The sequence below is a fragment of the Massilia paldalensis genome, assembly GCF_044901715.1.
Classification (GTDB): domain Bacteria; phylum Pseudomonadota; class Gammaproteobacteria; order Burkholderiales; family Burkholderiaceae_D; genus Telluria; species Telluria paldalensis.
The window spans coordinates 705,208-716,995 of sequence record NZ_JBJCIU010000003.1; the positions used below are offsets into that span (position 1 = coordinate 705,208).

At 67.0% G+C, this 11,788-nt stretch carries 9 protein-coding genes; 3 read left to right on the forward strand and 6 right to left on the reverse strand.

Translation table 11 applies throughout. The annotated features are described in order from the left end of the window. Positions 1-14 precede the first annotated feature (14 nt). The 4 genes from ACI1V7_RS17845 to ACI1V7_RS17860 are packed head-to-tail and all read right to left on the reverse strand — an operon-like array spanning position 15 to position 4,598. Complete coding sequence (locus tag ACI1V7_RS17845; protein ID WP_404533137.1) at positions 15-1,247, reverse strand: ABC transporter permease; 1,233 nt, start codon at positions 1,245-1,247, stop codon at positions 15-17. A gap of 19 nt (positions 1,248-1,266) precedes the next feature. Continuing rightward, positions 1,267-2,580 (reverse strand): ABC transporter permease, encoded by a 1,314-nt coding sequence (locus ACI1V7_RS17850; RefSeq protein ID WP_404533138.1) that lies wholly within the window; start codon positions 2,578-2,580, stop codon positions 1,267-1,269. A gap of 9 nt (positions 2,581-2,589) precedes the next feature. Next, complete coding sequence (locus ACI1V7_RS17855) at positions 2,590-3,303, reverse strand: ABC transporter ATP-binding protein (protein WP_404533139.1); 714 nt, start codon at positions 3,301-3,303, stop codon at positions 2,590-2,592. A 26-nt stretch (positions 3,304-3,329) separates the two neighbouring features. Next, the gene (locus ACI1V7_RS17860) at positions 3,330-4,598 is read right to left on the reverse strand and encodes an efflux RND transporter periplasmic adaptor subunit (protein ID WP_404533140.1); all 1,269 of its coding nucleotides are present in this window, start codon (positions 4,596-4,598) and stop codon (positions 3,330-3,332) included. Between the two features lie 226 nt (positions 4,599-4,824). Between ACI1V7_RS17860 and ACI1V7_RS17865 the strand changes: the two genes are divergently transcribed. Beyond that, entirely contained in the window at positions 4,825-6,426 is a 1,602-nt protein-coding gene (locus ACI1V7_RS17865) for a MutS-related protein (RefSeq protein ID WP_404533141.1), read from the forward strand. Between the two features lie 93 nt (positions 6,427-6,519). Here the strand turns inward: ACI1V7_RS17865 and ACI1V7_RS17870 are convergent, their stop codons facing one another. Both ACI1V7_RS17870 and ACI1V7_RS17875 read right to left on the reverse strand, forming a co-directional pair. Further along, positions 6,520-8,298, reverse strand: coding sequence for a YbhB/YbcL family Raf kinase inhibitor-like protein (locus ACI1V7_RS17870; RefSeq protein ID WP_404533142.1), 1,779 nt, complete (start codon positions 8,296-8,298; stop codon positions 6,520-6,522). Between the two features lie 159 nt (positions 8,299-8,457). Further along, positions 8,458-10,335 carry a phosphoethanolamine transferase gene (locus ACI1V7_RS17875; protein ID WP_404533143.1) on the reverse strand — a complete coding sequence of 626 codons (1,878 nt, stop codon included), beginning with the start codon at positions 10,333-10,335 and terminating at the stop codon, positions 8,458-8,460. A gap of 372 nt (positions 10,336-10,707) precedes the next feature. Between ACI1V7_RS17875 and rpsL the strand changes: the two genes are divergently transcribed. Together rpsL and rpsG are read left to right on the forward strand one after the other, a co-directional pair. Beyond that, positions 10,708-11,091, forward strand: coding sequence for a 30S ribosomal protein S12 (gene rpsL, locus ACI1V7_RS17880; protein ID WP_036240557.1), 384 nt, complete (start codon positions 10,708-10,710; stop codon positions 11,089-11,091). A 125-nt stretch (positions 11,092-11,216) separates the two neighbouring features. Continuing rightward, positions 11,217-11,687, forward strand: a complete 471-nt coding sequence (rpsG, locus tag ACI1V7_RS17885) for a 30S ribosomal protein S7 (protein WP_314544695.1) — start codon at positions 11,217-11,219, stop codon at positions 11,685-11,687. Positions 11,688-11,788: the final 101 nt, after the last annotated feature.

The following is an 11,788-nucleotide window of genomic DNA, read 5'->3' on the forward strand; positions in this document are numbered from 1 at the left end:
TTGTCCGGCGCCCGTCAGACGCTGCGGGTGGCCGTCGCCGGCGAGATGCTGGCCGCGCGCCACGCCGGACCGTAGGCGGCGAACACGCCCAGCAGCCAGAAGATCACGGCGCCGCCGACCAGGTAGCCGGCCGGCAGGCGCGCCAGTTCCAGCTTGCTGACGAGGAGCTGGTTCAGCGCGAGCCCGAGCGCCACGCCGCCGAACACGCCGGCGCTCGTGATCATGAAGTTTTCGAGGATGAAGTAGCGCAGGATGTCGATGCGGCGCGCACCCAGGGCGCGGCGCACGCCGATCTGTTTTTTCCGTTGCGTCACCCACAGGCTGGCCATGCCGACGATGCCCGAGGCCGTGATCAGGAGCAGCAGGGCGCTCACCGTCACCAGCGTCCATTGCAGCGCGACGTCGTTGCGGTAGCGGCGCTGGCGATCGCCCTCGACGGTGACCTGGTCCATGATCAGGGGCAGGGCCGAGGACCTGCGCAGCGCGGCTTCCGCTTCCTTCATCACGCGGTCGCGCTGGCCGGGCTCCGTGCGGACCGCGAACAGCGTGCGCCCCGTGCCATACACGCGCTGGGGGATGATGATGGTGCGCATGCTGATGCCGTCGGTTTCGGCATGGGCGCTGACCAGGCGTTCGACGACACCCACCACGCGGCTGCCGCCGGCGGCCGGATTGCTGCCGATGTAGACCGTCTTGCCGATCGCCGCCTGCCCCGGCCACAACTGCTCGGCCAGCGCCTTGCTGATGATGACGGCCTGCGGCGTCACCTCCTCGGCGCCGTCGTTGACGTCCATGATTTCCTGGGGCAGGAAGTCGCGGCCTTCGGCCAAGCGCAGGCCGAAAGTCTTGACCAGCGAATCGCCGGAGCGGTAGATCGAGGCGGTGGTGTCCGACTTGTCCTGGCTGCGGTCGAGCGCGACGCTGGAGATCCAGCCGTTGCGCGACATCGGCATCTGGCTCACCTGGGCGACCGCGGCCACGCCGCCGACGGCGCGCAACAGGTCGGCCTGGCGCTTGGTGTCGGCCAGCTGTTTTTCGGGCGTTTCCTTGCCGACGGGGTAGACGCTGAAGTAGAAGGTCGAATGTTCGTCGGACAGGCCGGACGGGCGCGTCACGACGCCGCGCCGCTCTTCGACGATGTGGCCGGTATTGGCCAGGATGGCGAGGCTGAGGGCGACCTGCAGCGCCACCAGGATCGGGCCGGTCTTGTTGCGCAACAGCGCGGACAGGATGGGACGGATTTCCATTGTGTTCTCCTTGCTGCGCTTATTGGGATTTGAGCTGGATGGCGGGCGTGACCTGGCAGGCGCGCCAGGTCGGCAACAGGCCGGCCAGGACCGCGGCGCCGACGGACAGCAGGAAGGTCAGCGCCAGCATCTGCATGTCCATGGTGGCGACGCTCGCCATTTCCTTGTTGGCCATGCGCAGCAGGGCCAGCGCGGCAAAGGCCAGCACCAGGCCGAGCACGCCGCCGACGAGGCCGACGACGCCCGTCTCGATGAGGAACTGGCGGAAGATCTCGCGGCGCGAGGCACCCAGCGCGCGGCGCACGCCGATTTCCGAGGCGCGCACCGAGAACTTGGCGAGCAGCAGGCCCACCGTGTTGACGAGGCATAGCAGCAGGAAGCCGAACGCCAGCCAGGCCTGCAGCCTGCTGTCCTTGGACACCACCTTGCCGTATGCGAGCCATTCGCCCACGTCGTACAGCATGTTCGGCGCATGGCGCTTCAGGCGGCCCAGCTTGCGCTGCTCGTCCGCATAGCCGTCCAGCCAGGCCTGCAGGTCGCGCCGGTCGCCCTTGGATGCCGTCTCGAACCAGGCGGTAACCCAGGTGCACTCGGATGCCAGGAAGTTGGCGTAACCGGGCGCGACGGCCGTCGAGCACGAAATGCCGCCGTTGATGGCCGCTTCGTGGCGCACTGCGTTCGACATCGGGATGAAGAACGCTTCGCTGTTACCGAAACGCGGGCCGCCGGCCAGCTGGTAGAAACGCGGCAGCGGTTGCCAGTCGTCCGCGACGCCGACCACGGTATAAGGGAAGCCCATCAGCGTGACGCGCTGGCCGACGGGGTTCGCATCGCCGTACAGCTTGCCCGCCAGTTTGCGGCTGAGGACCACCACGTCCGCGCCGCGCGCCTCGTCGGCCTCGTTCCAGCCCTGGCCGTGCAGGAAGGGCACGTCGAACATGGCGAAGAAGTCGCGCGTGGGAGCGAGCCCCGACTGGAAGAAGGGCGGCATCTCCTTGCGCACAGGTTCGACCGGCGCGGCCACGGCGAACAGCGCCGTGCGACGCACGCCTTGGCCGCTCTTCACGAAATTCATCGCGTCCTGGTAGCTGATCTGCGTGTTTTCGTACTTCTCCTCCGGCGAATAATCCTTGTCGAGGGGGCCGTTGTCGATGATCGGCACGAACAGCCGCTCGCTCTTCTGCGGGATAGGATCGTTCGACATCATGTGCAGGATGGTCAGTGTGGAGACGCTGGCGGCCACGCCGACGGCCAGCGTCAGCACCATCAGGATGGTCAGGGCCCGGTTGCGGCGCAGGCTGCGCACGCCCAGCTTCAGGTAATAAGCGAACATGGCTTCTCCTTATGCGGTGACGGCGGCGCCGCTGTCGACCAGCGTCGGCCCCTTGCGCACGAGGTCCGAGACCTGGCCGTCGACGATGTGCACGTTGCGGCTCGTGCGCACGGCCAGTTCCGGGTCGTGGGTGACCATCAGGATCGTGGTGCCGGCCGCGTTGATCTCTTCCAGCAGTTCCATCACGCCGCGCGCCATCTGGGTGTCCAGGTTGCCGGTCGGTTCGTCGGCCAGCAGCAGCTTGGGCGAGCCGGCCAGCGCGCGCGCGATCGCCACGCGCTGCTGCTGGCCGCCGGACAGTTCGGCCGGGTAGTGCTTCATGCGCGAGGCCAGGCCCACCTTGGCCAGCGCTTCCTCGATGCGCTTCTTGCGCTCGCTCGCATTGAAGCCCCGGTAGCGCAGCGGGACGTCGACGTTGTCGAACAGGTTCAGGTCGGGGATCAGGTTGAAGCCCTGGAAGATGAAGCCCAGCTTTTCGTTGCGCAGGCGCGAACGGGCATTGTCGTCCAGGCCCTTGACGTTGACGCCGTCGAGGACGTACTCGCCCGCCGTGAATTCCTCCAGGAGGCCGGCGATGTTGAGGAAGCTGGTCTTGCCGGAACCGGACGGGCCGGTGACGGTGACGAATTCGCCTTCGCGCACGTCGATCTCGAAGCCGCGCAGCGCGTGCGTCTCGATCATGTGGGTGCGGTACACCTTGGAGAGGTTGGTCATGCGCAGCATGATGGAATCCTTTCAGTGACGTTGTGTTATTGGTTGATCGAGATGCGCTGGGCGTTCTCGAAGGCGTCGGTGCCGGCGACCACGATGCGGTCGCCCTGTTTCAGGCCGCCCAGGATCTCGACGGCGGAGATGCTGGTGGCGCCCAGCTTGATCGGGGTGCGCGTGGCGATGCCGTCGCGCACCACGTAGGCATAGCGTCCGCCCTCGCTCTCGACGAAGGGGCCGCGCGCCACCATCAGCACGTTCGGCTTTTCCTCGATGAGCAGGCGCGCCGTCACGCGCTGGCTCTGGCGCAGGCCTTTCGGTTGTTCTCCTTCGAAGCGTACCCGCGCCAGCACCATGTTCTTGACGACTTCCGGCGACAGCGCGGACAGCTTGCCGGTGGCGGAGCCGGAGGGCAGGGTGACTTCCGCGTTCATGCCGATGCCCAGGTCGTTCACATAGGTCTCCGGCACCTCGATCTCGACTTCGAGCTTGGACAGGTCGACCAGCGTCATCAAGGGCGCGTTGGCCGCGACGACCATGCGGTCCTGCACGTTCAGCGTGCCGATGAAGCCGTCGACGGGCGCGCGCACCGTCAGTTCGTCGACGCGGCGCTGCGCCTCGCCCAGCGACAGGGCGGCGCGTTCCAGCTCGTTGGTCTTGGTCTGCAGCGCCAGCTGCACGTCCTGGCCCTCCAGGCCCGCGGCCTGGGCGGCGTGCCTGGCGCGGATCTCGGCCGACTGCAGCGCATCCTTGGCCTTCTGGTAGTCGATCTTGGCGATGACGCCGACCTGCGCCACGCTCTCGTAGCGCTCCAGCGTGCGCTGGGCCGACAGGCGCTCGATCTCGGCGGTGTCGGCCTCCTTGCGCGCCAGGAGCTTCTGCTTGTCGGCCAGGATGTGCTGGCGCGCCACCTCGGCCTTCAATTGCTCGTAGGTCGAGCGCTCGCGCTTGAGGGCGTCGGACAGGTCGGGCGACTCCAGCACGGCCAGCACCTGCCCCTTCTTGACGGTGTCGCCGGCGGCGACCTTCAGGTTGACGGTGGACGGCGCCTTGGCATACAGCGTCGGGCTGACGGCGGCGACGACGCGGCCGTTGACGGAGGCGTCGCGCACCAGCGTGCCGCGCGTGACCTCGGCGATGCGCAGGCGCGCCGCGCTGACCGAGGCTTCGCTGCTGCGCCACGTGGTCACGAGCGCGGCGCACAGGGCGACGACGCCGACGGCGGCGCCGATCCAGAGGGCGCGGCGCTTGAGCTTGAAGCCCGGCGGCGGGGCGAGGACGGCATCCTGGTGGGAGGTATCGCGGATCATGGGTGGTCTCTGTGTGGTCTCGGGCGGTCTTGGACACGGTCTTGTTTGCAGGAAGCGTGCCAGCTTCCAAGTCCTTGATTTCACAAGGTGTCCGCTGCCGTCCTCGCCCGAGCGGACGTGTCCGCACTGTCCGGCGGACCCGGCCGCGGACAGTGCGGACGGTTGCACTATTGATATTTCGGACACCGGACATATTTCCGGTTCACAATCCACTCCGAAAGCGCCCATGTCCTCCGTGAAGTCCTGGCTTGCCCGCCTGGCGCAACGTCCCGAGCCGGAACCGCTCGACTATCCGTTCGCGCCGAGCGACGTCGCCCGCCTGCACGGCCTGGGCCGGCATGACCGGGCCGACGATCTCGACGACCAGACCTGGCGCGACCTGCTGCTGGAACGCTACCTGGAGACCTTGTCGCAGGATGGGGCGGACAAGGTCAGCATCTTCGGGCGCCAGGTGCTGTACCGGCGCCTGCGCGCGGGCGTGTCCGCGCCGGAGGCCGCTGTCCGCAGGGCGCGCGTGCAGCGCCTGCTGGACGAACCGGAAGCCATCGCGCCGCTGCAGCGCAGCCTCGTCGCGCTGCGCTCTGCCGAAGTCGAGACGGCGGCGCTGCTGTTCGACGAGCAGGCGCCGCCCGCGCCTGCGCAGCCCGCGCTGGTCGCCCGTGCGCCCCTGCTGACGCTGCTGCTGGTGCTGTCGGTCGCCGCGGCGCTGGCGGTCTCGCCGCTGGGCTGGATCGGCGTGGGCGTGGCGATGTACCTGCTGGTGGCCATGCAGATGCGCTGGCGCGACGAGGCCGTCGCGTGGAAGAAGTCGACCGACGCGCTGCAGATGCTGCTGCGCGCCTGCTCGCTGCTGGACGGCAGCGGCCTGCCGCTGGCGGCGGACTTCGACGGCCTGCGCCGGGATGCCGGGCGCCTGAGCCGGGCACTGGCGCGCCCGCCCCTGTCATCGATCGTGCCGGGTGCGAGCGAATACGGCGACTGGTTCGTGGCGTCGAACATCCGCCATTACTTCGCGACGCTGGCGCTGGTCGCGCGCGAACGCGGTTTCCTGCGCCGCTGCTTCGACCTGTGCGCGGAGCTGGAGGCGGACCTCGCGCTGGCCCGCCACCTGCGCGGCCGCGGGCACTGGTGCTGGGCGGAGCGTAGCGGCGCGCGCACGCTGGCGCTGGAGGCGGGCGTGCATCCGCTGCTCGACGATGCCGCCGCGCTGTCGGTCACGCTGGACGGCAAGGGCGTATTCCTGTCGGGCCAGAACGGCGTCGGCAAGAGCACGTTCCTGCGCATGCTGGGCCTGAACCTGGCCGCCGCGCGCGCCTTCGGCTTCTGTTACGCGCGCCAGGCCGCCTTGCCGGCGCTGCCCGTCGTCGCCAGCATGCAGAACGAGGATTCGCTGTTGAATGGCCACAGCCTGTACATCGCCGAACTGGCGCGGGCGCGCGAGCTGCTGGCGCTGGCCGCCGGCGGGCGGGCCGTCGTGTGCCTCGTCGACGAGATCTTCCGCGGCACCAATCATGAAGAGTCCGTATCGGCGGCGGCCGCCGTCGTCGACGAACTGGCGCGCGATGCGCTGGTCGTCGTCTCCTCGCACAACCTGGTGCTGGGCCCCTTGCTGTCGCACCGGCTGGCGCCGTGGCGCATCGTGCAGGGACCGGACGGCGCGCTGCGGCTGGAGCCGGGCGTGCTGGGGCGGACCAATGGCGTGTCGCTGCTGGCCGAACGGGGCTTCGGCGTGGCCGTGCAGCGCAAGGCGGAGCGGGTGGCGGGGTGGTTGGCGCGGCAGAGAGGGAGCGAGGCGGGCGCGGATTTATTGGCGCGGGAAACGCCTTGACCGTCGCCCCTGCGAAGGCAGGGGCCCAAGTCCGAAGCGTGCCGGCTGCGCGTGCCAATCGGGCCCCTGCCTGCGCAGGGGCGACGTGGTGGATTATTTCAGCGGGTTCTGCTTCTGCGCATACGTCCCGACCAGCTCACCCTTGGCCAGCACGTGTCCCTGCATCGCCGCGAGCAGCGTGTCGCGGTCCGATCCCCAGGGCACGTCGAGCATGCGGTCCAGCGCATACACCTGGAAGTGGTAGTGGTGCGGCGCGTCGCCGACCGGCGGATGCGGGCCGTACCAGCCGGTCGAGCCGTGCGAGGTGCTGCCCTGCAGTACGCCGTCCGGCTCCGTCAGGCGCGGCTGCTCCTGCAGGCCTTCGGGCAGGCTCGTCACCCTGGCTGGAATGTTCCAGGCCAGCCAGTGCACGACCGGCGTCACCGGTTTCGCATCGGGATCTTCCATGATCACGACATACGATTGCGCGTTCGGCACGGGGCTCCAGGACAGCGCCGGCGCCACGCCGTCCGCATATTCCGTGTACTTCGCCGGCATCGCGCCGCCCTTGGCGAAGCTGGACGAGCCGACCGTCAGCTTGCCCTTGGACTCGGTCTGCGGCCGCGTGAACGCCACCGGCACGCCGCTGCCCTTGCTCGCCTGCTGCTGCATCGGGCCGGCCGGCGCCTGCAGGGCGGACGTGGCGCGCGCCGCGTTGCCGGTGTAGGCCACGCGGTAGATGACGCCGTTGGCATCGTCGGCCATCAGCAGCGCGCCATCCTTCGCCATCGCCAGGCCGACCGGGCGCGCGATGTGGGTGCGGCCGCCGTCGGTGAGGAAGCCGGTGACGAAGGGTTCGATCGACTTCGCCTGGCCATCCTGGAAGCGCACGCGCACGATCTCGTAGCCGGCCGCCTTCTTGCGGTTCCACGAGCCGCGCATGGTGACGAAGGCGTCGCCCTGGTATTCGGCGGGGAAGCCCGTGCCCTTGTAGAACACCATCTGCATCGGCGCCGCGTGCGCGGTGTAGCCGAGCACCATCGGCGTGCTGAGCGCCTTCCATTCTGTCTTCTTGATCTCGCCGATCGGGGTGCTCTGCGGGTAGATGCTGCCGGCGCCGGTGACGTGCGGCCAGCCGTAGCGCTTGCCCGCCTCGATCCGGTTCAGCTCCTCCGGCTGTTCGTCGTCGCCGAGGAAGTCGATGCCGTGGTCGAAGCCCCACAGCTCCCCGCTGCGCGGCTGCCAGTCGAAGCCGATGGTGTTGCGTAGGCCCGTGGCGACGATGGTGCGGCTCTTGAAGTCCGGGGAAAAGCGCAGCATGGTCGCGTTTTCCTGGTTGTTCTCGTTGCAGGCATTGCAGGTGCTGCCGGCGCTCAGGTACAGCATGCCGTCGGGGCCGAAGGCGATGGTGCGGTTGGCGTGCTGGCCGGCGTCCGGCAGGTCGCCTACCAGCATCTGCAGCTCGCCCAGGCGGCCGTCCGGCCGGATGTCGGCCACGAACAATTCCTTCACGGTCACCAGGTACAGCTTGCCGTCCTTGATCGCCAGGCCATGCGCACCGGCGCGGGCGGCCACGATCTGCGGCGGACCGTCGGCGCGGCCGTCGCCGTTCGCATCGCGCAGCAGGACGACGTCGCCCTGGTCGCGCCGGCTCACGTAGACGTCGCCGCCGGGCGCCACCGCGACGATGCGGGCATTCTTCAGGCCAGTGGCGAACGGCGTCACGGTGAAGCCGGCGGGCGCCTTGATGGCGGCCATGCGCGAGGCTGTGGGTTCGACCTTGTCGGGCTTGAAGATATGGATCTGGGCGCCGGTATCCGTACCGTCGCCTTGCTGGGCCCAGGCGCCGGCGGACGCCAGGCAAACGACTGCCATGCCGAGATGGAGTTTCATCGTGGTCGCTTTCGGAAAGAGGATCGATCGGAAGAATCGATGCCATCATTTCGCGGACAACAGGCGTTGTCTGTTTGAGAACTAACTTAGAAATTCGGGGTCAGAGCACATTTTTCACGATACCGGAAATGTGCTCTGACCCCGAATTTATGCAGATCATCAGCTGCGCGGGAGGGGCTTGCCCTTGGCGATGACTTCGTGGCAGTCGCCCTTGATGGCGGCGTTGTCGTAGTCGGTCCAGCCGTAGCTGTCGACGTAGCGCTTGTGGCGGCGGAACGCGGGGTTGGCGAAGCTCCACGATAGCCGTTCGTCGGGGTAGCGCACGCCGCCCAGGTCGAGCAGGGTGTGGAACATGTTCTCGGTCGCCAGTTTCGCCTTGCGGTGGCGGCGCAGCTGGTCGACCTTGCCGGGGTAGCGCTCGGCGTATTCGTCCGAATACCAGGCGAACGCGGGGACGTGGAATTCGTACTGGGTATTGTGGCCGTGGAACACCAGCTTGCAGGTGCCGTCGTACAGCGTCTGTCCGTGGTCGGCCACGTACAGCATCGAGGCCGGCTGGTGCACGCCCTTCAGGGACTCGATCACGCGGTCGAGGAACCAGTCGGTGTACAGGATCGAGCTGTCGTAGCTGTTGTTCAGCTTGTCGCGGATGGCGATGTCGGTGAACACGGGCTTGTCGACGCCGAACAGCGAGGGCTGCCATTTGTCGAACTGCTTCGGGTAGCGGTGGCTGTAGTTCCAGTGGCTGCCCAGCGTGTGCAGCACGAGCAGCTTCCGCGGCGCCGGATCGGCCAGCGCGTGCGCCAGCGGCGCGAACAGCACCTCGTCGTAGTTCGAGTTGTCGGTGAAGCCGCCCAGGTTGAGGAAGTCGACGACGTCCGCTTCCTTGGCGAACACGGAGACGGGCGTGTCGAACTTGCCGAACGAGATCTGGTTCGACAGCCAGAAGGTCTTGTAGCCGGCTTCCTTGAAGGCGCTGATGAAGGATTTCTCCGAAAAGCCGTCCTTCAGGCTTTGCGTGGCCGGCTTGCGCGAGATGATCACGGGTACCGACAGGCGCGTGGCCGAGACCGAGGTGATCACGTCGGCCAGCGGCACCAGGTTGGCCTGCTGCGACAGCAGCGGGTTGGTCTCGCGCGCGTAGCCGTTCAGGCTCCAGCGGTCGTAGCGCGAGGATTCGCCGATGACCATGACGACCACCTGCGCCTGCGCGCTGTCCTCGTCCGCCCGGGCATGGAAGCGGAAGGCGGCGCTGCTGCGGTTCAGGTCGGCGAGGTAGACGCGCTCCTTGTAGAAGTCGACGCCGCGCGCCACGATGCCGAACGGCCAGGAATGGGCGAAGGCGTCGAGGTCGAACGGCAGCTGCGCCCAGTGCGCGAGCGGGGGCAGGGCGCCGCGGCGCGGTGCCGTGCTCGCGGGCGGCGCTGGCGCTTCCTCTTCCTCGTCCTCCTCGGATGCCTTGCTGCTCCCCTTCGCGGCCACTTTCGCGACGCTGGCGGACGGCTGGGCGGCGCGCGCGACGGCCTTCGGCGGCGTGGGCGCGATGCCGAAGTGCCGGCCGTAGGCGAACACGCCGACCGCCAGCGCCAGCGCGGCCAGCACGACGTGGCGCGAGACGTCGTTCCAGTCGAGGTCGCGCGTGCGCCAGGCCGCCATCCAGCTGGTGACGAACCAGGCGAGCACGGCGACGGCGACGCCGCCCAGCAGCCAGACCTTGCTGCCCAGGAATTCCGCCGCCTCGGACGGACTGGTCTCGGCAAGGATGCCCAGGTGGTGGGTCGAGATGCCCTGGCCGTAGAACACATATAAATAGAGCTCGACCGGCAGTGCCAGGAAGGCGGGCAGCAGCAGCCAGTGGAACCAGGCGGGGCGCTTGAACACGGCCCAGACGCCCAGCCACGCCATCAGTTCGATGCCGGCGACCATCCCTGGATGGGCGAGGGGCTCGCCGAACAGGACGCCGGCGAGGGGCGTGCACGACAGCAGCACATAGGTGAGCGCGACATACAGGTTGCGCGGGCGCAGCAGGAATACCATCTGGACGAGCGGAAGCCGGGGCTGAAAGCTGAGGCGGCTATTATCCAGTGTTTGTAGAGAGAAACGCCGCCCTCTACGGTGGAGGCATCCCGGTGCCCACATGATGTATCGCCAACGCGACACTCCGTTGGCGTTTACACATGCTTCCCCCATTGTCGAGGTGACAGGTCTGCGAGTCGGTTGACCTTGCGCTACTTCGGGTCTATACTCGCGAGTTCTCGTTTTATTCTGCGCATCGTATACGCACCAAAAGCTGCTCCCATCGGCGAGTGGCTATTGTCGCCTGTAGCGCGGGAACGGGACTAGGTTTCAGTCCCCGGGCCAGCAAGAAGGTCCGGGTCGTCAACGCAGTAATTTGTTGGATTAAGAACGATGCCAACCATCAATCAACTGATTCGCAAGCCGCGTGAAGCCGCGGTTGTGAAGAGCAAGTCGCCGGCACTGGAAAACTGCCCGCAGAAGCGCGGTGTCTGCACCCGTGTCTACACCACCACTCCGAAGAAGCCGAACTCGGCACTGCGTAAAGTGGCAAAAGTTCGCCTGACCAACGGTTTCGAAGTCATTTCGTACATCGGCGGTGAAGGCCACAACCTGCAAGAGCACAGCGTCGTCCTGATCCGCGGCGGCCGTGTGAAAGACTTGCCGGGTGTGCGTTACCACATGGTCCGCGGCGCACTGGATACCCAGGGCGTGAAAGACCGTAAGCAGGCACGTTCGAAGTACGGTGCCAAGCGCGCTAAAGCCGCCAAGAAGTAATTCTTAGCCACTTTCGCTATTTAATTTGTTGAGTTGAGCCGGCCGGAAGGCCGAGTAAGTGAAGGGTCATGAGGGCCTTTCGCGAGTGCGATCCAGCACTCAACTGAAGACAGGAAGGAATTGAAATGCCACGTCGTCGTGAAGTACCCAAGCGCGAGATTCTGCCGGATCCGAAATTCGGCAACACCGATGTCGCCAAGTTCGTCAACGTTCTGATGCTGTCCGGCAAGAAGTCGGTCGCAGAACAAATCATCTACGGTGCGTTCGACTACATCCAGACCAAATCGGGCAAGGACCCGCTGGAAGTGTTCGTTGCCGCGATCAACAACGCCAAGCCGATGGTCGAGGTGAAATCCCGCCGCGTCGGCGGCGCCAACTACCAGGTGCCTGTTGAAGTGCGTCCGGTCCGCCGTATGGCTCTGTCTATGCGTTGGTTGCGCGAAGCCGCAAACAAGCGTAGCGAGAAATCCATGCCGCAGCGTCTGGGTGGCGAACTGATGGAAGCAGCGGAAGGCCGCGGCGGCGCGATGAAGCGTCGTGACGAAGTGCACCGCATGGCTGAAGCGAACAAGGCGTTCTCGCACTTCCGCTTCTAAGCAAACAAGAAGGACAAACCGGCGCGGGACGCTTCCCGCGCGGGGCGCCGTCCCAGCAGTACCTGTTGTTCAGGCCGAGCTCATTTTGATCACCAGAATGC

Bases quoted from the DNA above. Each gene is read 5' to 3' on its own strand.
- rpsG (WP_314544695.1), top strand. From the start codon at position 11,217: ATGCCACGTCGTCGTGAAGTACCCAAGCGCGAGATTCTGCCGGATCCG.
- ACI1V7_RS17845 (WP_404533137.1), bottom strand. From the start codon at position 1,247: ATGGAAATCCGTCCCATCCTGTCCGCGCTGTTGCGCAACAAGACCGGC.
- ACI1V7_RS17850 (WP_404533138.1), bottom strand. From the start codon at position 2,580: ATGTTCGCTTATTACCTGAAGCTGGGCGTGCGCAGCCTGCGCCGCAAC.
- rpsL (WP_036240557.1), top strand. From the start codon at position 10,708: ATGCCAACCATCAATCAACTGATTCGCAAGCCGCGTGAAGCCGCGGTT.
- ACI1V7_RS17865 (WP_404533141.1), top strand. From the start codon at position 4,825: ATGTCCTCCGTGAAGTCCTGGCTTGCCCGCCTGGCGCAACGTCCCGAG.
- ACI1V7_RS17875 (WP_404533143.1), bottom strand. From the start codon at position 10,335: ATGGTATTCCTGCTGCGCCCGCGCAACCTGTATGTCGCGCTCACCTAT.
- ACI1V7_RS17855 (WP_404533139.1), bottom strand. From the start codon at position 3,303: ATGCTGCGCATGACCAACCTCTCCAAGGTGTACCGCACCCACATGATC.
- ACI1V7_RS17860 (WP_404533140.1), bottom strand. From the start codon at position 4,598: ATGATCCGCGATACCTCCCACCAGGATGCCGTCCTCGCCCCGCCGCCG.
- ACI1V7_RS17870 (WP_404533142.1), bottom strand. From the start codon at position 8,298: ATGAAACTCCATCTCGGCATGGCAGTCGTTTGCCTGGCGTCCGCCGGC.